General features: G+C 71.2%; 20 protein-coding genes. 5 read left to right on the top strand and 15 right to left on the bottom strand.

What is annotated here, in order from left to right; translation table 11 throughout:
- Position 1: 1 nt before the first annotated feature.
- The 13 genes from AC1DQF_RS05445 to AC1DQF_RS05385 all read right to left on the bottom strand — a co-directional run bounded on the left by AC1DQF_RS05445 (position 2) and on the right by AC1DQF_RS05385 (position 15,446).
- On the bottom strand, positions 2 to 1,483 hold the full coding sequence (locus tag AC1DQF_RS05445; RefSeq protein ID WP_477524189.1) for an NAD-dependent succinate-semialdehyde dehydrogenase: 1,482 nt from the start codon (positions 1,481 to 1,483) through the stop codon (positions 2 to 4).
- On the bottom strand, positions 1,480 to 1,995 hold the full coding sequence (locus AC1DQF_RS05440) for a 2-oxo acid dehydrogenase subunit E2 (RefSeq protein ID WP_477524188.1): 516 nt from the start codon (positions 1,993 to 1,995) through the stop codon (positions 1,480 to 1,482). Before AC1DQF_RS05440 ends, AC1DQF_RS05445 begins: the two co-directional genes overlap by 4 nt.
- Before the next feature lie 158 nt (positions 1,996 to 2,153).
- On the bottom strand, positions 2,154 to 3,131 hold the full coding sequence (locus AC1DQF_RS05435; protein ID WP_477524187.1) for an alpha-ketoacid dehydrogenase subunit beta: 978 nt from the start codon (positions 3,129 to 3,131) through the stop codon (positions 2,154 to 2,156).
- Entirely contained in the window at positions 3,119 to 4,183 is a 1,065-nt protein-coding gene (locus AC1DQF_RS05430; RefSeq protein ID WP_477524186.1) for a thiamine pyrophosphate-dependent dehydrogenase E1 component subunit alpha, read from the bottom strand. Before AC1DQF_RS05430 ends, AC1DQF_RS05435 begins: the two co-directional genes overlap by 13 nt.
- A gap of 4 nt (positions 4,184 to 4,187) precedes the next feature.
- Positions 4,188 to 5,528, bottom strand: coding sequence for a M24 family metallopeptidase (locus tag AC1DQF_RS05425; protein ID WP_477524185.1), 1,341 nt, complete (start codon positions 5,526 to 5,528; stop codon positions 4,188 to 4,190).
- Between the two features lie 73 nt (positions 5,529 to 5,601).
- Positions 5,602 to 6,675, bottom strand: coding sequence for a 2,3-butanediol dehydrogenase (locus AC1DQF_RS05420; RefSeq protein WP_477524184.1), 1,074 nt, complete (start codon positions 6,673 to 6,675; stop codon positions 5,602 to 5,604).
- A gap of 20 nt (positions 6,676 to 6,695) precedes the next feature.
- Positions 6,696 to 9,197 carry an ATP-binding cassette domain-containing protein gene (locus AC1DQF_RS05415; RefSeq protein ID WP_477524183.1) on the bottom strand — a complete coding sequence of 834 codons (2,502 nt, stop codon included), beginning with the start codon at positions 9,195 to 9,197 and terminating at the stop codon, positions 6,696 to 6,698.
- An 85-nt stretch (positions 9,198 to 9,282) separates the two neighbouring features.
- Positions 9,283 to 10,398 carry a substrate-binding domain-containing protein gene (locus tag AC1DQF_RS05410; RefSeq protein ID WP_477524182.1) on the bottom strand — a complete coding sequence of 372 codons (1,116 nt, stop codon included), beginning with the start codon at positions 10,396 to 10,398 and terminating at the stop codon, positions 9,283 to 9,285.
- Positions 10,399 to 10,465: 67 nt separating this feature from the next.
- Positions 10,466 to 11,503, bottom strand: a complete 1,038-nt coding sequence (locus AC1DQF_RS05405) for an ABC transporter permease (RefSeq protein WP_477524181.1) — start codon at positions 11,501 to 11,503, stop codon at positions 10,466 to 10,468.
- A 164-nt stretch (positions 11,504 to 11,667) separates the two neighbouring features.
- Complete coding sequence (locus AC1DQF_RS05400) at positions 11,668 to 12,558, bottom strand: NAD(P)-dependent oxidoreductase (RefSeq protein ID WP_477524180.1); 891 nt, start codon at positions 12,556 to 12,558, stop codon at positions 11,668 to 11,670.
- Positions 12,551 to 13,600: a zinc-dependent alcohol dehydrogenase gene (locus AC1DQF_RS05395; RefSeq protein WP_477524179.1), complete on the bottom strand. Its 1,050-nt coding sequence runs from the start codon at positions 13,598 to 13,600 to the stop codon at positions 12,551 to 12,553. The genes AC1DQF_RS05400 and AC1DQF_RS05395 overlap by 8 nt, the downstream gene beginning before the upstream one ends.
- A complete protein-coding gene (locus AC1DQF_RS05390) occupies positions 13,597 to 14,577 on the bottom strand; it encodes a zinc-dependent alcohol dehydrogenase (RefSeq protein WP_477524178.1) in 981 nt (326 codons plus the stop codon). The genes AC1DQF_RS05395 and AC1DQF_RS05390 overlap by 4 nt, the downstream gene beginning before the upstream one ends.
- A 116-nt stretch (positions 14,578 to 14,693) precedes the next feature.
- Positions 14,694 to 15,446, bottom strand: a complete 753-nt coding sequence (locus AC1DQF_RS05385) for a helix-turn-helix domain-containing protein (RefSeq protein ID WP_477524177.1) — start codon at positions 15,444 to 15,446, stop codon at positions 14,694 to 14,696.
- 220 nt (positions 15,447 to 15,666) lie between these two features.
- On the opposite strand from AC1DQF_RS05385, the gene AC1DQF_RS05380 reads away from it, so the two are divergent.
- From AC1DQF_RS05380 to AC1DQF_RS05370, 3 genes are read left to right on the top strand one after another with little or no spacing between them, the layout of a single operon-like run.
- The gene (locus AC1DQF_RS05380; RefSeq protein ID WP_477524176.1) at positions 15,667 to 16,737 is read left to right on the top strand and encodes an SDR family oxidoreductase; all 1,071 of its coding nucleotides are present in this window, start codon (positions 15,667 to 15,669) and stop codon (positions 16,735 to 16,737) included.
- A gap of 3 nt (positions 16,738 to 16,740) precedes the next feature.
- Positions 16,741 to 17,946, top strand: a complete 1,206-nt coding sequence (gene eboE, locus AC1DQF_RS05375) for a metabolite traffic protein EboE (protein WP_477524175.1) — start codon at positions 16,741 to 16,743, stop codon at positions 17,944 to 17,946.
- A 9-nt stretch (positions 17,947 to 17,955) separates the two neighbouring features.
- On the top strand, positions 17,956 to 18,441 hold the full coding sequence (locus tag AC1DQF_RS05370) for a cupin domain-containing protein (RefSeq protein ID WP_477524174.1): 486 nt from the start codon (positions 17,956 to 17,958) through the stop codon (positions 18,439 to 18,441).
- A gap of 10 nt (positions 18,442 to 18,451) precedes the next feature.
- Here AC1DQF_RS05370 and AC1DQF_RS05365 read toward each other — a convergent pair whose 3' ends face one another.
- Together AC1DQF_RS05365 and AC1DQF_RS05360 are read right to left on the bottom strand one after the other, a co-directional pair.
- The gene (locus AC1DQF_RS05365; protein ID WP_477524173.1) at positions 18,452 to 18,805 is read right to left on the bottom strand and encodes a DUF6907 domain-containing protein; all 354 of its coding nucleotides are present in this window, start codon (positions 18,803 to 18,805) and stop codon (positions 18,452 to 18,454) included.
- Positions 18,806 to 18,940: 135 nt separating this feature from the next.
- Positions 18,941 to 19,825: an aldo/keto reductase gene (locus tag AC1DQF_RS05360; protein ID WP_477524172.1), complete on the bottom strand. Its 885-nt coding sequence runs from the start codon at positions 19,823 to 19,825 to the stop codon at positions 18,941 to 18,943.
- A gap of 102 nt (positions 19,826 to 19,927) precedes the next feature.
- On the opposite strand from AC1DQF_RS05360, the gene AC1DQF_RS05355 reads away from it, so the two are divergent.
- Positions 19,928 to 20,827, top strand: coding sequence for a helix-turn-helix transcriptional regulator (locus AC1DQF_RS05355; protein ID WP_477524171.1), 900 nt, complete (start codon positions 19,928 to 19,930; stop codon positions 20,825 to 20,827).
- A gap of 30 nt (positions 20,828 to 20,857) precedes the next feature.
- Positions 20,858 to 21,847: an aldo/keto reductase gene (locus AC1DQF_RS05350; RefSeq protein ID WP_477524170.1), complete on the top strand. Its 990-nt coding sequence runs from the start codon at positions 20,858 to 20,860 to the stop codon at positions 21,845 to 21,847.
- Positions 21,848 to 22,098: the final 251 nt, after the last annotated feature.

The following is a 22,098-nucleotide window of genomic DNA, read 5'->3' as shown; positions in this document are numbered from 1 at the left end:
CTCACAGGCGGGAGGGACGCACCCCGACGTACCTGGTCTCGAGGTACTCCTCGATGCCCTCGGCCCCGCCCTCCCGGCCGAACCCCGACGCCTTCACGCCACCGAACGGCGCAGCGGGGTTGGACACGATGCCCTGGTTGACGCCGAGCATCCCGACGTCGATCCGTTCCATCAGGTGCCATGCCGTGTCGAGGTCGCGCGTGAAGGCATAGGCCGCCAGCCCGTACTCCGTGTCGTTGGCCAGCTCGACCGCCTCGTCCAGGGTGGCGAAGGAGGTGACCGGCGCGACCGGACCGAAGATCTCCTCGTGGAGCAGCCCGGCATCCCGGGGTACGTCGCGCAGCACCGTGGGCGGGTAGAACCACCCCGGCCCACTCTGGGCCTGACCGCCCACCAGCACCTCGGCGCCGGCGTCCACCGCGCCCCCGACCAGGGCCGCCACCTTGTCGCGGGACACCTCGTCGATCAGCGGGCCCACCTGCACACCGGCCCCAGTGCCGCGTCCGACCACCATCGCGCCCATGCGCGACGCCAGTCGGTCCGAGAACTCCGGGGCGACGCTCTCGTGCACGATGAAGCGGTTGGCCGCCGTGCAGGCCTCTCCCATGTTGCGCATCTTGGCGAGCATCGCCCCGTCGACGGCCGCGTCGAGGTCGGCGTCGGCGAGCACCAGGAACGGTGCGTTGCCACCGAGCTCCATGGACACGCGCAGCAGGCGCTGGGCCGACTGCTCGACCAGCCGCCGACCGACGTCGGTCGAGCCGGTGAAGGTGAGCTTGCGCGTACGTGGGTCGCGGACGAGCGGCTCCATCACCTTTCCGCTGGAGCTGGTGGTGATGACGTTGAGCACGCCGTCCGGAAGGCCCGCCTCGGACATGAGCCGGGCGAAGGCCAGCATCGACAGGGGTGTCTGGGCGGCGGGCTTGACCACCATGGTGCAGCCCGAGGCGACCGCCGGGCCCACCTTGCGCGTCCCCATCGCCAGGGGGAAGTTCCACGGCGTGATCATCAGCGTCGGACCCACCGGGCGCTTGAGAGTCAGCAACCGGGTCGCACCGTCGGGCGAGGTCGAGTAGCGACCCGCGACCCGCACCGCCTCCTCGCTGAACCAGCGCAGGAACTCCGCGGCGTACGTCACCTCGGCCCGGCTCTCGGCGAGCGGCTTGCCCATCTCCAGGGTCATGAGCAGCGCGAGGTCGTCGATCCGCTCGCGCATCAGCTCGAAGCCTCGCCGCAGGATCTCGCCCCGTTCACGGGGCGGCATGTCGGCGAAGGACTCCTGGTGGGCCACTGCCGCGTCGAGGGCCCGCACACCGTCGGCCGGTGAGGCGTCGGCGACCTCGGCCAGCACCTCACCGGTGGCGGGGTCGTGGACGGGAACCGTGCGGGCGCCGTCGGCGGCCACCTCGAGACCCTCGATCCACAGCCCGGTGGGGACGGCGTCGACGACGCGTCGCTCGTCGTCCGGGGAGCTCCCGGTCATGCGGCACCACCCTCGAGCCCGTGCCGCACGGACTGCAGGAACCGCGCAGCGTCACCGCCACCGAGGAGCCGCGGGTCGTAGCTGAGCGACAGGTGCGCCATGGCCCGTACGACGATCGCCTCGCCGCCGTCGGACGCCCTCACGACCGGTCGTCGTACGACCGCACCGATGCCCAGGACCGTGGAGCGGTCCCGGCCCAGGAGGGGGGTGTCCAGCAGTGCTCCGAGGCTGCCGGTGTCGACGACCGCGAACGTGTGGCCGACGTCCGAGGGCTGTCCCGCGGCGATCCGGCGCGCCAGCGCGACCGTGGTGAGGTCGGCCGCGTCCTCGACGACGGCCCGGGGCGTCCCGTCGGCGTCGAGGACGGCGAGGTGCACCGCGCTGGACCGGGTCGGGGTGCCCGTGCCCGGGTCGACCCGGCCGAGGACCCCGGGATGCGCGTCGGTCGACCGGACCGCGGCCGCGGCGACGGTGGCGAGCACCATCTCCTGCGCGACGTCCGTCAGGTCCACCTCGACCATGGTCGTCAGCTGGGTAGCGGCGACGACAGGTCGCGGACCACCACTCCCGGCGACCGCGGTCCCTTGCCGGGCGCGGGCCCGGGCCCGGGGGGAGTCGTGGTGTCGCGGCCGGCCCCGCCGGGGGCGGGCACCGGACGGCGCGGTCACGGTCATCCCTTCATCGCCTGCTCGATCTCGTCACGGATGCGGTCCACCGACGGGATCATCAGGTCCTCGAGGGAGTCGGCGGACGCCAGCGGGATGTGCGGCGTGGTGATGCGGACGATGGGTCCGTCGAGGTCCCAGAAGCCGTCGTCGCCGGCGATGGCGACCAGCTCGGAGCCCCAGCCGAGCATCCGGGGGTTCTCCTCCACGGTGAACAGCCGCCCGGTCCGGCCGAGCGACTCGAGGACCATCGCGGCGTCCAGCGGCACCAGCGACCGCATGTCGATGACCTCGCAGTCGATGCCCCGCTCGGCCAGCTGCTCGGCGGCGGCCAGGGCCCGGCTCACCATCAGGCCGAGGGCCACGACGGTCGCGTCCTTGCCCTCGCGGCGGACCTTGGCGGTGCCGAGCTCGTCCAGGATCGGCCCGTCCGGGACCTCCCCCTTGGACGAGTAGAGGCCCTTGTGCTCGAAGAACAGCACCGGGTCGTCGCTGCGCACGGCGGCGGCCATCAGGCCGACGACGTCCTCGGGCGTCGACGGGGCGACCACCTTGATGCCGGGCACGGCCATCGCCCAGTTCTCGATCGACTGGGAGTGCTGGGCCCCGAAACGGAGGCTGCCGCCGTTGCCGCTCTTGACGACGAGCGGGATGGTGACCTGGCCGTTGGTCATGTAGCGCGTCTTGGCCATCTCGTTGACCACGAGGTCCCAGCAGACCGCGAAGAAGTCGGAGAACATGATCTCGGCGATCGGCCGCATCCCGGTCATGGCGGCCCCCATCGCCGCGCCCAGGATGGCCTGCTCGGAGATCGGGGTGTCGATGACGCGCTCGGGACCGAAGCGCTCCAGGAGCCCGGTGGTGGTCTTGAAGACGCCGCCGGCACCCGCCACGTCCTCGCCGATGAGCACGACCGACTCGTCGCGCTCCATCTCCTGCGCGATGCCGCGGGCCACCGCGTCGCGGTAGGTCAGGATCGCCATGTGTGTCCTCCGTCTGCCCACACGTCGGTGAAGGCTGCTTGCGGGTCGGGCAGGGGTCCGTTCTTGGCGGCCTCGGTGGCCTCGTCGACGGCGTCGGCCACCTCGGCGTCGATGGCGTCGATCTCGGCGCCGGTGACGCCGAGGCGTTCGAGCCGCCCGCGGTAGACCGTGATCGGGTCGTAGGCCAGCCAGGCCTCGAGCTCTCCCGGCGGCTTGTACTTGCCGGGGTCGGCCCGCGAGTGGCCGCCGTGGCGGTAGGTCAGCGCCTCGACGAGCACCGGACCGGCACCGGACCGGGCGTGCTCGAGGGCGTCCGCGGCGACGAGGTGGACGGCGTCCGCGTCGTTGCCGTCGACGACGATCGGCTCCAGACCGTAGGCGGAGGCGCGATCCGCGGCCGGGCGCCGTACGGCCGTGATGTCACCGATCGCGGTGTACTCCATGTACTGGTTGTTCTCGCAGACGAAGACAACCGGCAGCTTGAAGACCGCCGCGTAGTTGAGGGCCTCGTGGAAGGCCCCGATGTTGGTGGTGCCGTCGCCGAAGAAGCACACGGCGACCTGACCGCTCCTTCGGTACTGGGCCGACCAGGCGGCCCCGTTGGCGATGGTCAGGTGGGCGCCGATGATGGCGTAGGAACCCATCACCCCGTGCTCCACGCTCGTCAGGTGCATGGAGCCGCCCTTGCCGCCGAGCAGGCCGTTGGCACGACCCAGCAGCTCGGCCAGCACCCCTTCCATCGGCACGCCCCGCGCCAGCGTGTGGGCATGCCCGCGGTAGGTGGCGAACGTGTAGTCGTCGGAGCGCATCGCGGCGCCGAAGCCGGCGGCGACCGCCTCCATCCCCAGCGAGAGGTGCGTGGTGCCCTTCACCAGCTGCTGCATGAACATGTCGTAGGCGCGCTTCTCGAACTGGCGCATCTCCTGGAGCATGCGGTACATCCGCAGCCGGGTCTCGAGGGGGATGTCGGCATCGTCGTGTGAGGTGGGGTCGTCCGGGGGCATCACCAGGTCGTGCTCGCCGTACGCGTGGTTGCTCAGGGGCAGGTTCATCGGCTCACCCCTCCGCGCCGGCGGTGCGGGTGTTGAGGTGCGACTGGCTGTCGCGCAGGGTCGGGAGCGCGCCACCGGTGGTGAAGTAGCGGCGTCCCGCGACCAACAGCTCCTCGGCCGGGAACTTGGTGATCACCTGCGCGCCGTCGGCGGTGACCACGACCTCCTCCTCGATGCGTGCGGCACCCCAGCCGTCGGCGGCCGGCCAGTACGTCTCGAGGGCGAAGACCATCCCCTCCTCCAGCACCTCCGGGGCGTCGAGCGAGGTGAGTCGGCTGAAGATCGGTCGCTCCCAGATGCTCAGCCCGACGCCGTGTCCGTACTGCAGCGCGAACGCCGCCTCCTCGTCCGGGAAGCCGAACTCCTGGGCCGTCGGCCACACCGAGACGATGTCGGCGGTGGTGGCACCGGGCTTCACGAGCTCGATCGCCTGGTCCATGTACTCGCGGCAGATCTTGTAGGCGTCGGCCATCCCCGGTGAGGCGCTGCCCACTGCGAACGTCCGGTAGTAGCACGTGCGGTAGCCCATGAAGCTGTGCAGGATGTCGAAGAACGCCGGGTCCCCGGGGCGGATCAGCCGGTCGGAGAAGACGTGGGGGTGGGGCGAGCACCGCTCCCCCGAGATCGCGTTCACTCCCTCCACGTGCTCGGAGCCGAGGTCGTAGAGGACCTTGCTCACCAGCCCGACGCACTCGTTCTCCCGCACGCCGGGTCGCAGGAACTCATAGAGGCTCTCGTACGCCGAGTCGACCATGGAGGCCGCCTGGGTGAGGAGTCCCACCTCGTCGACCGTCTTGATCCGGCGGGCTTCGAGGAACAGCTGCTGGCCGTCGACCACGTCGATGCCCATCGCCTGGAGGGCGAACATCACGGGCGGCTCGATGATGTCGACGCCGAGGGGCTGGCCGGTGAGGCCGTGCTCGGCCAGCACCTGGTAGACCTTCGCGGCGACGTCCTCGGCACGCCCGGCCGACGGCGAGATGGCGCCTCGCAGCGTCGAGATGCCCGCGCGGGCACCGTAGTGCTCCTCCTCCCGGTCGGCGTGGGCCTCGTCGAGCCACGGGGCGTAGAGCTGGTGGTGCCGGGCGGCCGAGCCGAAGTCCCAGAGCACCGGAGCGCCGCCCTGCGGGAGCAGCGCGAAGCGGATCATCTTGTCCATCGCCCACGTCCCGATGTGGGTTCCGGTCATGTAGCGGATGTTGTGGAAGTCGAAGGTGAGCACGGCACCCAGCGAGGACCGCTGGAGCTCGGCGTCGAGGCGGGCCAGGCGCTCGGTGCGCAGCCGCGCCATGTCGAGCCGCGTCTCCCAGTCGACCTGGGTGACGCCGTAGGTGGGTGTGAGCATCAGGACCTCCGGGACTGCGGTGCGCTGGAGCACCAGGGACGGGCGGGGACGAGGGGGTGGGTGACGGGCCGGCTCACGAGGTCCCACCGCCGGAGCGCACGAGCACCTTGAGCTGGTCGCCCTGCGGGTCGACCAGCACGTCGAACCCCCGGGTCACGACGTCGCCGAGATCGATCTGGGCGGTGACGGCCCGGGCGACCGGGTACCGGCCGGCGGCGACCATCCGGATCACGCGCGGCCAGTCGGTGAGCCGGTAGCACCAGCTGCCGTGCAGCGAGAGGTCCTTCTCCGCCAACGCCATGGCGTCGAGCTGGGCCGGCTTGGTGTGCAGGCCCGTCTGGACCACCGCTCCCGCCCGACGGGTCGAGGAGATGCCGGTCGCCAGGCCGGGGCTCGTGCCCGAGCACTCGACGGTGAGGTCGACGCCGATCCCGTCGGTGAGGTCGAGCAGGCGCTCCGCGAACCCGGGTGCCGTCGGGTCGAGGACCTCGCCGATGTCCAGCGAGGCCGCCAGCGCCGCCCGGTTGGGGTTGGGCTCCGCGACGATCACCGCACCGGCGCCCACCGCCGCGGCGTACATCGCGGAGAGGATGCCGATCGGTCCGGCGCCGGTGACGAGCACGACGTCACCACCGGTCACCCCGGCACGGTCCACGCCGTACGCCGCGACGGCCGCGGGCTCGATGACCGCACCCTCGAGGTCCGAGACCGAGTCGGGCAGCCTGGCCACCTGGTACTCCTTGACGACGGCGTACTGGGCGAGCCCGCCCGTCTCGGCGCTGAGGCCGGTGCAGGCGAACACCAGGCACAGGTGGCCCTGGCCGCGTCGGCAGAAGTAGCAGCGACCGCAGACGATCGCCGGCATGATCGCGACCCGGTCTCCGACCGCCACGTCACGCACGTCGGAGCCGAGCTCGACCACGGTCGCCGAGAACTCGTGCCCCAGCGTCTGGGGCAGGGTCACCCCGGTCAGCGGGTGGGGGGTCGTCGGGGTGACGATCGGCCCGACGGCGTACTCGTGCAGGTCGGTGCCGCAGATGCCGCACCAGTGCACCTCGACCAGGATGTCGTCGGGTGCCGAGGGGGTCGGGGTGGGAACGTCCTCGATGCGGATGTCGTGCTGTCCGTGGAAGCGGGCCGCGAGCATGGGAGTCCTTTCTGGGGCCGTCAGGCGGGCGAGTGTGAGCCGCGGACGCGGCTGTAGAGGATGGCGGCGATGACGATCAGTCCGCCCTGGAAGAGGTACTGCCACGTCTGGCTGAGTCCCAGGAAGGTCGTGGCGTTGAGGAGCTGGACGATGAGCCCGGCGCCGAGGAGGGTCCCCACGAAGGTGCCGCGACCGCCCAGCAGGCTGGTACCGCCCAGCACGACGGCGGTGATGCTGCTGAGCGTGTAGGAGACGCCCTGAGCAGGGTCGCCGATGCCGAGCTGCGCCAGCAGGACGAGGGAGCCGAGGAAGGTGAAGAGCGACGTGATGACGTAGCCCCCGACCACCGTGCGGCCCACCCCCACGCCGAGCTTGCGGGCCGAGTCCTCGTGCGAGCCGACGGCACGGATCCTCAGTCCCCACTCGGTCCTGCGCAGCGCCCACTCCATGGCCGCGACGGCCACCACCAGGGCCAGGAAGGCGAGCGGCACCGGGCCGACCTTGCGCATCACGAACCCGGTCACGTCCGCGGAGATGACCCCCTCGGGAGCGTCGCGGAGCAGGAAGCTGAAGCCTTGGAGGGCGATGTACGTCGTCAGGGTCGCGGCCACCGGGGTGAAGTTGCCGAGCCGGATCAGGGTGCCGTTGACCAGGCCCGTCGCCACGGCGGCGCCGATCATCAGCCCGAAGCCGAGCAGCATCGTCGTCACCGCGGCTCCGTCGTTGACGAAGAAGGAGGCGACCACGACGAGGAACCCGGCCAGCGGGCCCACCGAGAGGTCGATCCCCCCGGTCAGCAGGGCGACGTTCTGGCCGACGGCGATGAAGCCCAGTGCCGCGACCAGCATCATGATCGAGGTGATGTTGAAGGCCGAGAGGTAGAGCGTGTTCTGGCTGTAGACGTAGGCACCGAGACCGAGCATCACCGCCGCGAGGATGGCCACGGGGGCGTAGTCGCCGGCGAGGAACCGGCGCAGGGCGGGGCGGCTGGCGTCCCGCCGCTGAGGGGACTCCTGCCTCGTGTGCTGGGTGGACGCCACCGCGGCACGGATCATCCGCTCCTCGGTGACGTCGGGTCCGGTCAGGTCTGCCACCACGTGGCCACGCGACATGACCAGCACCCGGTCGCAGAGTCCCTCGAGCTCCTTGGCGTCCGAGGAGGCGACGATGACGGGGATCCCCTCGTCCGCGACCTCGCGCAGGATCCGGTAGATCTCCGCCCGGGCGCCGACGTCCACGCCCTGGGTGGGCTCGTCGGCGAGCAGGATCGCCGGCCGGGCGAGCAGGGTCCGCGCCAGCACCACCTTCTGCTGGTTGCCGCCCGACAGCGCCGCGACGACCGCCTCCATGGAGGGGGCACGCACGTCCAGCTCGCCGAGCTCGCGGCCCACGAGCTCGAGCTCGCGCGACCGGCTGAGGAAGGGACCGCGGGTCATCCGCTCCAGCCCGTTGAGCGCGGCGTTCTCACGCACCGACAGGGTCATCATCAGGCCGTCGTGGTGCCGGTCCGCGGGCATGTAGCCCGACACCTTGCGCAGCTGGCGCTGGCTGCGCCGCCTCGACGAGACGGAGACGTCGCCGTCGAAGGCGGCGAGACCCGCGAGGGCGCGGAGCAGGTCGCTCTGGCCGTTGCCGACGACCCCGCTGACGCCGATGATCTCACCGCGGCGCCCGGTGATCGAGACGTCGGAGAAGCCTTCGCCCGAGAGCCCGGCGACCTCGAGCACGGTGTCGCCGAACGCGTCGTCCGCCGGCTTCGGCGGGAACGTGGCGTCCAGCTGCCGCCCGACGATGAGCGCCAGGAGCTCGTCGTCGGTGACGGCGTCCACCAGGGTGCTTCCGCGCAGGCGACCGTCTCGGAGCACGGTCACGCGCTGGGCGAGCATCCGGACCTCTGCGAGCCGGTGGGTGATGTAGATGACGGCCGTGCCCGCCTCCGCGAGGGCCCGGACGCGGTCGAAGAGCAGATCGACCGAGTCGGGACCGAGCGGGGCGGTCGGCTCGTCCAGGATGAGCATGCGCGGACGGACCGCGAAGGCCTTCGCCAGCTCGAGGAGGTGCTTCTGGGCCACCGAGAGGTGGTCGACCCGCTCCTCGAGGTGCACCCCCAGGTCGATGTCGTCCAGCACCGCGCGCATGCCGTCGCGCTCGGACCGGCCTCCCGACGTGAGCACGTCCGACGGGAGCGCCAGCCTCAGGTTCTCCGCCACCGTGAGGTCGGGGAGCACGGCCGGGTGCTGGTGCACGATCGCGATCCCGGACCTCGTGGCGGACGCGGGCGTCAGCGAGGCGTGCTGCTCGCCGTCGATCGTCAGGACGCCGCCGTCGGGCTCGATGGTCCCGGAGGCGACACCCATCAGCGTCGACTTGCCGGCGCCGTTCTCCCCCAGCAGCGCGTGCACCTCGCCCGGCAGCACCTCGAGGGAGACGTCGGTCAGCGCGGCGACACCGGCATAGCTCTTGGACACGCCGGACAGCAGCATCGTCGGCGGTCGTACGGCCACAGCGGTCGTCTCGGTCATGTCGTCGTCCTTCACGGGGTCGGGGTCCCTCCGGTCTGGGTAGCCGGGCCGGCCGGGTGACAGGGCACCCGACCGGCCGCGGCGGTCACTTGAGCAGCGCGGCCTGGTCCTCGGGCGACATCTCCGCGGAGAGGTAGATGTCACCGGGCAGGTCGGGCTTGCACTCCACCGGGTTGGGCTCACCGGTCACGGAGTTCTCGAAGACGGCGTGCTGGTGCGTGTCCTCGGTCGGCAGCTCGCCGCCCGTGGCCTCGGCGATGGCGTACTGCATGGCCAGGCGGACGTGGTCGTTGCCCGTGGCGATGGAGAACATCTTGAAGTCGGGGTTGTCCTTCTCGTTGTCCTTCCAGAAGCAGCCCAGGACGTTGCCGTCGGAGGTCGCGAGTGCCGGGATCGAGCGTCCGGCCTTCGTGAACTCCGGCAGCGCGCCGACGAGGGACGGCCCGAAGTCGCTGACGATCACATCGATCTTGTCGTACTTGGAGATCGCCGCCGTGAGCACCTTCTGGCTCAGCGCCGGGTCCCAGTTGGTGACCTCGAAGGGCTGCTCACCGATCATCGTGTACTTCTCCGGGTCGAGGGTGTCCGCCAGCCCCTCGGCCTCGCCGAGGCCCTGGCTGTTGCCCTTCGGCCCGCTCAGGAACAAGACGTTGCCGCCGTCGGGGAGGATCTCCTTGATCCAGTTGCCCCAGTTGACGCCGTCGTTGACCGAGTCCAGCGCGATGTACTTCGTGTAGTCGACGCCGTCCTCGCCCCCCGGGTCGACGCGGTAGGGCACCGTGACGACGCCGGCCTGGAACGCCGTGCGCAGGGCCGGGAGCATCGCCTCCCCGGCGTCCGGGAACACGACCAGGGCGTCGACTCCCTTGGCCACCATCCCCTGGATGTCGGAAATGGCCTTCTGGGTGTCGCCCTGGCCGTCGGCGTACAGCACGTCGGTCACGCTGGGGCACTTCGCGGCCTCGTCCTTGCCGGAGGCGGTGGTGACCAGTCGCCAGCTGTTGCCGCCGAAGCCRTCGGTGAGCCCGAGGGTGATCTTCTTGGGCCCGCACCAGGAGGGCGCGCCCTCGAGGTCGGCCGCGGAGGTCTCGCCCTGGTCGCTGCCGCCGTTGTCCCCTCCGCAACCGGCGAGCGCCATGGCAGCGACCGTCAGCCCGACGGCGGCCAGGGCGGAGGGGCGGCGTGAGAGTCGTCGCAACATGAGTGTCCCTTTTCTTTCGTACTCGGATGAGGTGGTTGGAGCAGATGGACGTGGAGCTCCCGAGCGATCAGGTCGCGGCCGGGAGACGTCGCCGGCCGCGGAGTCGACCGGCGAGGGAGCGCACGTCGACGGAGTAGAGAAGGACGCCGATGGCGAGGGCAGCGGCCTCGACGAGCGTCCGCACGGCGAAGCTGACGCCCAGGGCCAGTACGAACTGCTCCAGCTGGCTGAGGAAGAGCGCCGCGACCGCGGTGGCCAGCAGGTTGCCCCGGCCGCCGAGCAACGACGTGCCGCCGAGGACCACCGCGGCCACGCTCGGCAACAGGTAGGAGTTGCCCTGGAAGGCGGTGGGCTGGGCGACGATGCCGGCGAGGACCACGCCGGCCACCCAGTAGTGGAGCTGGGCGCCGAGGTAGCCGGCACCCTTGAAGGTGCGCACCCTCAGGCCGGCGGCCCAGGCGGCGGCCGGGTTGGCCCCCACCGCCTCGAACCGCCGCCCGGCCGGCGTGAGCTTCACGACGACGCTGGTGATGACGAGGACCAGGACGGCGATGAAGACGGCGTTCGGGATCCCCGCGCTCTCCCCACCGGCGATGCCGGCGAGCCGGTCGGTGGTACGACGTGGCGATCCGCCCGAGATCCCCAGCACGCCCGCGAACATGAGCGCGTTGGTGCCGAGCGTCGCCACGATCGGGTTGAGCAGAAGCCGCCCGACGAGGAACCCGTTGAGCAGCCCGGCCACGATCGCGACGCCGAGGGCGATCAGGACGGCGCCGAGGAGCTTGCCGTCGTCACCCTTCGGCTCGTGGGTCACGATCACGACCATCAGGGAGATGGCACCGGGCACCGAGAGGTCGATGCCACCCTGCTGGATCACGAGGGTCTGACCGAGGGCCGCGATGGCGAGCACCGCCGCGAAGGGAAGCATGCCGCTGAGGGCACCCCGGCTCACACTCGTCGAGGCGAGCAGGRCACTGGCGACGAACAGCGCGACGGTGGCCACGGTGATCGTGACCAGTCCACGCGAGACGCTGAACCGGGGGCCGGGACGAACGCCGCGCGGCGCGGGGCGCTCCGCCACCGGTGCCGGTGCCGTGGAAGCCATCTGCCCTCCTCGCTGTCTGGACGGGTGTGCGGACCGGCGAGCCTCGCTCTGTGCCGTCCGTCACACGTTCGCTGTGACTGTACAAGGTGCGGCGAGGTGTTCACAAGGGGTTCACAGCACCATTTGTGACGGTGGCCACGTGGGGCCCGTCGTGCACCCGTACGTCACTCGGTGACTGAGGGCCGGGACCGCATGTAGGTCCGCAGGTACGCCATGTCCCGATCGCCGTGACCGGCAGCCACCGCCGCGTCGACGACCCGGCGCGCGGCCTCGCTGACCGGCGTCCCCGTGCCCTGGTCTCCGGCGAGGCCGGCGATGAGACCGAAGTCCTTCGCGACCAGGCTCAGGCTCATGGCGACGGGCTGGTCCGGTTCGAGGAAGGCGGCGCGCTTGTAGCGCACGAAAGGAGCCCCGACCGCACTGTTCTCCAGGACGTCGTACGCCGTCGACGGGTCGATGCCCGCACCCTCCGCGAGGACCAGGCACTCCGACAGCGCGGAGTTCAGGTCGTGCACCACGAGGTTGACCGCGAGCTTCATCGCCTGCCCGAGACCGACGTCGCCGACCGTGACGACCCGGGCCGCAAAGGCCGACAGGACCGTGCTGGCCGCCTCGATGTCCTCCGGGGCTCCGGCGGCCATGACCAGCAGCTGGCCCGCCGCCACGGTGGCCACGCTGCCCGAGACCGGCGAGTCCACGAAACGCCGTCCTGAGGCGGCGTAGGCGGCCGACAGCGCGCGGGCCACACCGACCCCGCTGGTCCCCAGGTCGCAGACCACGGCCCCCGAGGGGAGCGCCTCGAGGAGGTCCTGATCGAGCAGGACCTCGGTCGTCGCGTCGCCGTCGGCCAGCATGCTCAGCACGACCTCCGCGCCGCGCACGCACTCGGCGGCCGAGGCCGCGGTGACCAGGCCGGAGCCGCCGATCTCCTCTCGCACGACCTCGGCGCGGGCGAGAGTGCGGTTCCAGAGCCGCACCCGGTGCCCGGCCGCGGCCAGGCGGTGGCACATCGCTGCTCCCATCCGGCCCGCTCCCAGCACGGCGACCTCAGCCACGGGGGTCCACCAGCACCTTCCCGGCGACCTCGCCGGCCACGAGCGGTCTCAACCCCTGGTCGACGACGTCCTCAAGGCGGACGACGCGGTCGACGAGCAGGGACCCGAGGTCGCGGCGGGCGAGGACGTCGAGCGCCGCAGGGAGGTCGTCACCACACACGTGCGCGACCGTGGTGCGCACGTCCACCTCGCGCAGGACCACCGGCGCCAGGCTGAGGGTGGTCGGGGCACTGTTCAGTCCGACGAGCAGGACGGTGCCGCCGCGTGCAGTGAGGGCGAACGCTCGCTCCACCGCGCCCGGCACGCCCGAGGTCTCGAAGACGACGTCCGCGCCGTCCTGCAGCAGTTCGCGGACCTCGTCCGGGCCTGCCGAGGGGCTGACCAGCGCGGTGTCGGTGGCCCCCAGCTCGCGGGCGACCTCGAGCCGTCCGGCATCCACGTCGACGGCCAGGACAGGACCGTCGTGCCTCTCGAGCCCTGCGCACACGAAGGACCCGATCGCGCCCGCCCCCAGCAGCACCACGGAGTCACCCGGGCGCACTCCCGAGCGGCGGACGGCGTGGACCCCGACGGCGAGCGGCTGGGCGAGCGCCGCCGCCTCCAAGGTGCACGCATCGGAGATCTCGACACAGGTGGCTGCCGGCGCCGCGACGTAGGTCGCGAGACCGCCGTCGGCGCTCAGCCCGAGGGTGAAGTAGCGGGCGCACAGGTTGGTGCGGCCACGACGACACCACGCGCACTCGCCGCACGACACGCCGGCCCCGCACGCGACCCTGCGCCCGACAAGGTGGCGCACGTCGGGCGCMGCGTCGACGACGGTGCCGACGAACTCGTGGCCCAGGACGGTCGGCCCGAGGTGGCCGCTCCCCGGGTGGCGCGTGTGGAGCGGAACCATCATCGGGCCCTTGGTGAACTCGGTGACGTCGGTGCCGCAGAGGCCGTTGTAGGCCACCTCGATCACGACGTCGCCCGGTCCGGGTGCGGGGTCGGCCCGGTCCTCGATCCGTAGGTCGCCGGGCTCGTGCAGGACACCGGCCCTCACGGCGTGGCCGCCGACGTGACGTGGACCTTGACCTGGGTGCGGTCGGCCAGCACGGCCTCGATCGCCTCGCTCGCGGACTCCAGGGCGTAGGTCGAGGTGACGAGGGGGCTGAGGTCGACCCCGGTGCGTGCCAGGAACCGCAGGGTCTGCGGCCACACCCCCGGCGAGCCGATGATGCCGCGCACCTGCAGCTCCTTGGACTGGATCTGTCCGAGCGCGGCCGGGGCCGAGCCGCCCACGTCGATGCCGATGTAGACCAACCGGGCCCGGAAGCCGGCCAGGTCGAGGGCAGCGGCCATCGCGGCAGGCTTGCCGCTCGCCTCGAACACCACGTCCGCGCGTCGACCGCCGGTCAGCTCGTCGAGCTGTTGCCCCACCTCGGGATCGGTCGGGTCGATGGTCGCCTCGGCGCCGAGGCTGCGGGCCAGGGCCGCCCGCTCCGCGTCCGGCTCCGCGACGATGACCCGCACGCCGCGGGCGGCGGACGCCGCGACCACCCCCAGGCCGATCGGACCGGCTCCGAGGACCAAGGCCGTGTCACTCGCGTCGAGGTTGTCGGCCCGGACGGTCGCGTAGTAGCCGCAGCTGAAGGGTTCCACGAGGGCCCCCTGGGTCCAGCTGAGCTCGTCGGGAAGGGCGTGCAGCCAGCCCTCCTTGGCCACGAAGAGCTCTGCTGCCGCACCGCTGATGCTGAAGCCGAAGTGCTCCTGCCCGATGACGCACTCGCCGACCACCCGGTCGCCGGGCGCGAAGCGGGTCACCTTGCGACCCGTCGCGACCACCTCCCCCGCCCACTCGTGCCCGGGGATGACAGGGAAGCTGAACGGGATGATGTAGCGCCCGTGGAGCAGGTCGACGTCGGAGTGGCAGATGCCCACGCTGCGCGCAGCCACGAGGACCTCGTCCTCCTCGATCGTGGGCGGGTCGAGCTCGTTGACGGCGTGCCGGCCGTCGCCGAGGAACTGGAGAGCCTTCACGGGGACCTCGCTCTGTGACGTACGTCGCACCTTGCGACTGTGAACTCATACTTCACAGCCGTTCAGTGTGAGTCAAGAGGTGGGAGGCAAACCGTGACCTGCCGGAACCCTGGAGCTCAGTGGCGGTGCAGGACGCACCAGATGCCGCGCGCGTCCCGGTCCGTGCGGTTGCGCAGCAGGTGCGGCACCGAGCTGTCGAAGCTCAGCGCGTCACCCGGGCCGATGGTGAACACCTCGAAGCCGACGGTGACCTCCAGCTCTCCCTCGAGCAGGTAGCCGTACTCCTGGCCGGCGTGCCGCATCATCCGGCGGTCGTTGGTGGAGCTGCTGCCCGCCGGATAGATGATCTCGATGAAGTCGACATCGGGCGCCGAGTCGGCCAGCTGCTCCCAGATCACTCCGGAGTCCATCTCCAGGCGGGGCCGCTGGTCGGGTCGGCTGACGGTCAGGCGGCGCGGCTCGCGGTCGAACGCCTCGGCCGGCGAGGCCATCGCCGAGCGACTGACCACTCCGGGCGAACCTCGGCCCTGTCGACCCTGCGTCGCGCCGTCCCGTGATCCACCCGGGGCCGGGGCGTCGCCGGCAGCACCGCTGCTGGACGCGTCGCTGTCGCCGTCGGGAGCGGGCTCGTCGGAGGTGTGGAAGAGCTCGTCGATGGACACCTCGAGCACCTGGGCGATCGAGTAGAGCGTCGCCACCGAGGGCTGGGACTTGCCGTTCTCCATCTGGGACAGGAAGGACGGGGACACGCTCAGCTGTCGCGCGAGCTCGCGCAGCGAGAGACCCGCCTGCTGACGGGCCGCACGCAGCTTGCTGCCCAGCTGGCCCACCCCGCCGGTCTCGGGCAGCAGCTCCTCCGACTCACTCATGCACCCATCCCCTTGGTTGTCCCTACCGCTTGACGCCGAGACCCCGGCCTGACGCACGTGCGACCAGTCGCCTCACCGGCGAGTGATCATCAACAGCGAACGATGGGGAGTCCTGAGCCCGCATTGTTCACCGTCACTTGACGAATTGTCCACCGCGGATCACGATGGGCCGGACATCCGGTCCGCCCGGACACCCCACACCGCTCCTTGGAGGGACATCGTGTCACCAACCGTTCTGGTCGTCGGAGTCACCGGCATAGCGGGCTTCAACACCGCGCAGGCGATGGCGTCGGCCGGGTGGCGGGTCCTGGGCCTGTCCCGCTCGCATCGGTACGACATCCCCGGCGTGGAGCAGCTGCGTGGTGACGTCCTCGACCCCGAGTCGCTCGACCGCGCCCTCCGGGGCCAGGAGTTCAGCCACGTCGTCTTCACGACGTGGTCGCGTCAGGAGACCGAGGCCGAGAACAGGCGGGTGAACAGCGCGATGCTCGCCAACCTGCTGGCCGCGGCAGGCCGCGCCACGAAGCTCGAGCACGTTGCGCTGGTCACCGGGCTCAAGCACTACCTCGGTCCCTTCGACGCCTACGGCTCAGCTCCGGCCGACACTCCGTTCCGCGAGAGCCAGGAGCGGCTGCCGATCGAGAACTTCTACTACGACCAGGAGGACGTCCTCTTCGCGGAGGCGGAGCAGCAAGGGTTCTCCTGGTCGGTGCATCGCCCGCACACCCTCATCGGCTTCGCGCTCGGAAACGTGATGAACATGGGCGTGACGCTGGCGGTGTACGGCGCCATCTGTCGCGCCACCGGCGAGCCCTTCGTCTTCCCGGGGAGCCAGCAGCAGCTCAACGGCATCACCGACCTCACCGACGCGCGCCTCCTCGGGCGGCACGTCCTCTGGTCCTCCACGGAGCCGCGGGCCCGCAACCAGGCCTTCAACACCGTCAACGGGGAGGTGTTCCGCTGGCGGCAGCTGTGGCCCCAGGTGGCAGACGCCCTCGGTGTCCCCGCCGCGGAGTACCCCGGTCACCCGCAGCCGCTCGAGGACCGCATGGGCCACGCCGACGAGGTGTGGGCAGGGCTGGTGGAGAAGCACGACCTCGCGCCGTACAAGGCCTCGGAGCTGGCCTCCTGGTGGCACACGGACGCCGACCTCGGTCGCGAGATGGAGACCTTCGCGGACATGACCAAGAGTCGCTCGCTGGGGTTCCTCGACCACCAGAGCACGATCGCGTCCTTCACCGACCTCTTCCAGCAGCTGCGGGACGCTCGGATCATCCCGCCGAGGGGCTGACCCGTGCTGCTGCCCGACGGGATGGGCCACCTCACCTACTCCACCCTCGTGCACCCGGGCGACACCTGGCCCGAGATGTGGGAGAGCCTGCGGACCTACGTGCCGGCCGTGAAGGCCCGGGTCTCCCCCGACGCGCCCTTCGGGGTCTCGCTGCGGCTCTCGGGGAGCTCTGCCGCGACCCTGGCCGGTTCGGCGGAGCGACGCGCCGAGCTGCGTGACTTCCTGCGCGACGAGGACCTGTACGTCTACACGGTCAATGCCTTCCCGCACGGGCCGTTCAAGGGACGTTCGGTGATGGAGGACGTCTACGAGCCCGACTGGTCGACACAGGCTCGCCTCGACTACACCTGCCAGGTCGCCGACGTGCTGGCCGACATCGCCGCCCCGTGCGTCCGGCCGACCATCCAGACGGCGCCGCTGGCCTACCGGGCCAACGTGGTCGACGAGGACTACGCACAGTCGCTGGTCGAGCACCTGATGCGCGCGGTCGCCCACCTGGTCGAGCTGGAACGGCGTACGGGCGTGCAGGTCGCGATCGCCCTCGAGCCCGAGCCCGCGTGCTGGCTCGAGACGACCGCGGAGACCGTCGCGTTCTTCGAGCAGCGCGTCTACTCCGTCGAGGGCCGCCGAGCGTTCTCGCGCCTCAGCGGCGAGCCGCTCTCCCGGGTCGAGGACCTGCTCCCACGCCACCTCGGAGTCGTGTTCGACATCTGCCACCAGTCGGTCGGCTTCGAGGACATCCGCGGTGCGCTGGAGTCCCTCGTCGGCGCCGGCGTGCCGATCCTCAAGCTGCAGGCCGCGTCAGCCCTGCGCGTCCCCGAGGTCACCGCGGAGGTCGTCTCCGAGCTGGAGACCTTCACCGACACGATCTACCTCAGCCAGACCACCGAGCGACGCGACGGACGAGACGTCCACCACCTCCACCTCGCCGACGCCATCGCGGGATACCGACGCGATCCGGCCGGCAGCCGGGAGTGGCGCACCCACTTCCACCTGCCGGTCTTCCTAGACGACGTGGGCTCCTTCGGCACCACGCGGTCCGGCATCGAGGACGCCATGCGCCTGCACGCGGAGACTCCCCTCTCGGAGCACCTCGAGATCGAGACCTACACCTGGGACGTGCTGCCTCCGCACCTCAAGTCCGGGGACATCGTGGACTACGTGACGCGCGAGCTGGAGTGGGTGCGTGATCTGCTCGTGCGGAGGTAGCGTCGATCCATGTCGTACCCGGATCCTGCGTACTTCGGCAACGGCGACGTCCTGGCGCGGTACCGACCGGCTGACACGCCACCCGAGCTGCCGCGGCCCGGCGGGGCGGCGAGCTACCTGGCCACGGGCGCCAGCACCGGCGGCCGCTTCGGCCTGTACCGCTGGGACATGGGCCCGGAGCCTGCGGGGGCACGGGCGCACTACCACCGGACCATGACCGAGTCGTTCTTCGTGCTGTCCGGAGTGGTGCGGCTGTACGACGGCGGCACCTGGCTGGAGGGTCGGCCCGGCGACTTCCTGCACGTGCCCGAGGGAGGCCTGCACGGCTTTCGCAACGAGTCGGGAGAGCCGGCGTCGTTGCTGATCCTGTTCACGCCGGGCGCCCCCCGGGAGGCCTACTTCGAGGGGCTCGTCGAGCTGGCCGAGGGGCGCTGGAACCCGAGCCACGACGAGCTCCAGGCGTTCCTCGAGGAGCACGACAACATCTACGTGTAGGTGGACGCCCTCACGCCCTGGCCCGCTGGGCCGCCTCGACGAGGGCCCGACCCAACGCCTCCGCCTCCTCGATCGTGAGGGACACGGTCTCGCCGAGGTCGCCGCGGTACATCTCGACCGTCGTCATGTGCGCGCCGGCGTGGCGCAGCAGGTAGAAGTTCATGTCCTGGCGCGCCCACTCGTCGGCGCCCACCTCCACCAGGGGAACCCGGCTGAGCGCCAGCTCGACGGTCTCCCCCGTGCACACCTGGTCCTCCGGGAAGTTGGCGTCCGCGTGGCCGCTCCCGTCGACGCACCACGGGGCGCACTCGATGGCCGGCAGGATTGCGCTGGACGGGACGTGCTCGGCGGATGCTGCGCTCATGGAGTGGGTGCCTCTCCCAGTGGATGGTTGCGCTCGGGCGCGGTCGAGGGGTGCAACCGCCGATGGTGCACGGCCGTTACGGGTCCCCACCCCTACGGACGGGCGCTCCGCCGCGTCCGCGGCGTCCGACCGCGCTCACGCCTCCGGGATGTCACGGCCGAACGCGGCGCGGGTGACCTGCTCGGGCTCGGGCCCGCCCCGGACACCGGTGTCCAGGGCGTCGATGCGGGCCAGCTCGTCGTCGTCCAGCTCGAAGTCGAAGATCTCGAAGTTCTCCCGGATCCGGTGGGGGGTGACCGACTTGGGGATCGCCTGGCGCCCCTGCTGGAGGTGCCAGCGCAGCATCACCTGGGCCGGCGTCCGGTCGTGGGCGGTGGCGATCTCGCCGATCACGGCGTCCTGGAGGGTGCTGCCGTGGGAGCCGTCCCGGTAGAACGTGATGCCGCCGATGGGCGACCACGCCTGGGACAGGATCCCGTGCTCGGCGTCGACGGCGAGCAGCTCGGACTGCCGGAAGTAGGGGTGCACCTCGATCTGGTTGACGGCCGGGACGATGCTGGTCGCGTCCAGCAGCCGCGCGAGGTGGTCGGGCATGAAGTTGCTGACGCCGATGGCCCGCACCCGTCCGTCGGCGCGCAGCTGCTCGAGCGCCCGATACGCGCCGACGGTCAGGTCGAACTCGTCGGGCAGGGCCTGGTGCAGGATGAACAGGTCGATCTGCTCGACCCCGAGCTTGCCGGCGCTCTTGTCGAAGGCGTGCAGCGTCTCGTCGTACCCGTAGTCGGAGATCCAGACCTTCGTCTCTACGAAGACCTCGTCGCGGTCGATCCCCGAGCGGCGCAGCGCCTCCCCGACCTCGCGCTCGTTGCCGTACGCCGCCGCGGTGTCGATGTGGCGGTACCCGACCTCGAGCGCGGTCTCCACCGCGGTGATGGTCTCGTCGGGCGGGGTCTGGAAGACGCCGAACCCGAGGGCCGGCATCTCGACGTCGTTGCTGAGGGTGAAGGTGGGGGCGGTCATGCGTCCGACGCTAGGCGGGTCCGGGAAGCGGTTCCAGTGACTGTCGTGGCCGGTACTGGCAGGGCCTCCCACCCGTCCCGACGAGGTGCCTACGGTGGACGCATGGGCACCACCGACCTCCGCGAACAGATCCGCGACTTCCTCAGCACCCGACGTGCCCGGATCACCCCCGAGCAGGCCGGCCTCCCGGCGTACGGCGGCAACCGGAGGGTGAAGGGCCTGCGCCGCGAGGAGGTCGCGATGCTCGCCGGTGTCTCGGTCGACTACTACGTCCGGATGGAACGCGGCAGCCTGGCCGGCGCCTCCGAGGGCGTCCTCGAAGCGCTCGCCCGGGCCCTGCAGCTCGACGAGGCGGAGCGCACGCACCTGTTCGCGCTGGCCAGGGAGAGCGGCCCCGGCACCACGCGCCTCCGCCGCCGGGCAGCACCCGTGACCGTGCGACCGGCCATCCAGCAGGTGCTCGACGCGATGACGGACGCCCCCGCCTGGGTGCGCAACGGCCGCCACGACATCGTCGCGATGAACCAGCTCGCCCGGGCGCTCTACAGCCCGGTGCTGGCGCAGCCCGAGCGACCCGCCAACACCACCCGCTTCGTCTACCTCGAGCCGGAGGCGGCGGAGAAGTTCTTCGTCGACTACGACCGGATCGCCAACGACGCGGCCGCCATGTTGCGCCTCGAGGCCGGGAAGAACCCGCACGACCGGGCCCTCATCGAGCTCGTCGGCCAGCTGTCGACCCGGTCCGAGCTCTTCCGGCAGCGCTGGGCCTCCCACGACGTCCAGTTCCACCGCAGCGGCCAGAAGCGGCTGAACCACCCCGTCGTCGGCCGCCTCGACCTCGACTTCGAGTCGATGGAGCTGTCCTCGGCCCCGGGGCTGCAGCTCAACGTCTACACCGCCCCGGCCGGCAGCCCGACCGCCGACGCCCTCAAGGTCCTGGCCTCCTGGGCCGCCTCGCAGGAGGAGCTGGCGACGGAGTCGGCCCCCTCCCCCTCAGCCTGAACGTCCACCCCACCACGAAGGAGCACGACCATGTCACGACGCACTCTCGGCACGCCTGGCCTGGAGGTGTCCGCCCCGGGCCTCGGCTGCATGGGGATGAGCCAGTCCTTCGGGCCGCCACCCCCTCGGGACGAGATGATCACGTTCCTGCGTACGGCGGTCGAACGCGGCGTCACCTTCTTCGACACCGCCGAGGTCTACGGCCCGTTCCACAACGAGGAGCTGGTGGGCGAGGCGCTGCAGCCGGTCCGCGACGAGGTCGTCATCGCCACCAAGTTCGGATTCGCCTTCGACGAGGACGGCCGACAGTCCGGGGTCAGCAGCCGGCCGGACGACATCCGCGCCGCCGTCGACGGCTCGCTGCGACGACTGCGCACCGAGTCCATCGACCTGCTCTACCAGCACCGTGTCGACCCCGACGTCCCGATCGAGGACGTCGCCGGCACCGTCCGCGAGCTCATCGACGCCGGCAAGGTCCAGCACTTCGGCCTGTCCGAGGCCGGCGTCGCCACGATCCGCCGCGCGCACGCGGTGCAGCCGGTCACCGCACTCCAGAGCGAGTACTCGCTCTTCTGGCGCGAGCCCGAGGACGAGATCCTGCCCGTCCTCGCGGAGCTCGGCATCGGCTTCGTCCCCTTCAGCCCGCTGGGGCGCGGCTTCCTGACCGGCCAGGTGACCGCCGAGAGCAAGTTCGGCGAGGGCGACATCCGCGCCAACCTCCCCCGCTTCGAGCAGGAGGCGCTCGCGGCCAACCTCGCCCTCGTCGACCTCGTCTCCGACGTCGCCCGGCGCAAGGACGCCACCGTCGGACAGGTGGCCCTGGCCTGGTTGCTCGCGCAGGAACCGTGGATCGTGCCCATCCCGGGGACGAGGCGGCTCGAGCGCCTCGACGAGAACCTCGGCTCGGCGGACCTCCACCTCACCGACGAAGACCTGGCCGAGCTCGACCGCGCTTCGTCCAGCGTGCAGGTCCAGGGCGACCGCTACCCCGAGGCCATGCAGAAGATGATCGACCGCTGACGCGTTCGCAACGGACTCATCGTGCACCAGACCTCGTACGACTGCTACGAGAGCCTCCACTCCTCGCGGGCTCGAGCCGAGCCGGATGCTGCGGCGAGCGCCGGGACCACGGGGTGGGAAACACCCGCACCGAGCGCCGTGGCGAGGGCCGCGCAGAGAGGCGGCAGCGCAGATGCGTCGCCGTGACCGAAGAACCGGTCGAACGGGTGTCTGCGTGTGTTGACCTCCTCACGATGGGGTGTGGGTTGGGC

Source organism: Nocardioides sp. P4_G4, from assembly GCF_056401085.1.
This window is presented reverse-complemented; position numbering and strand designations above follow the sequence as displayed.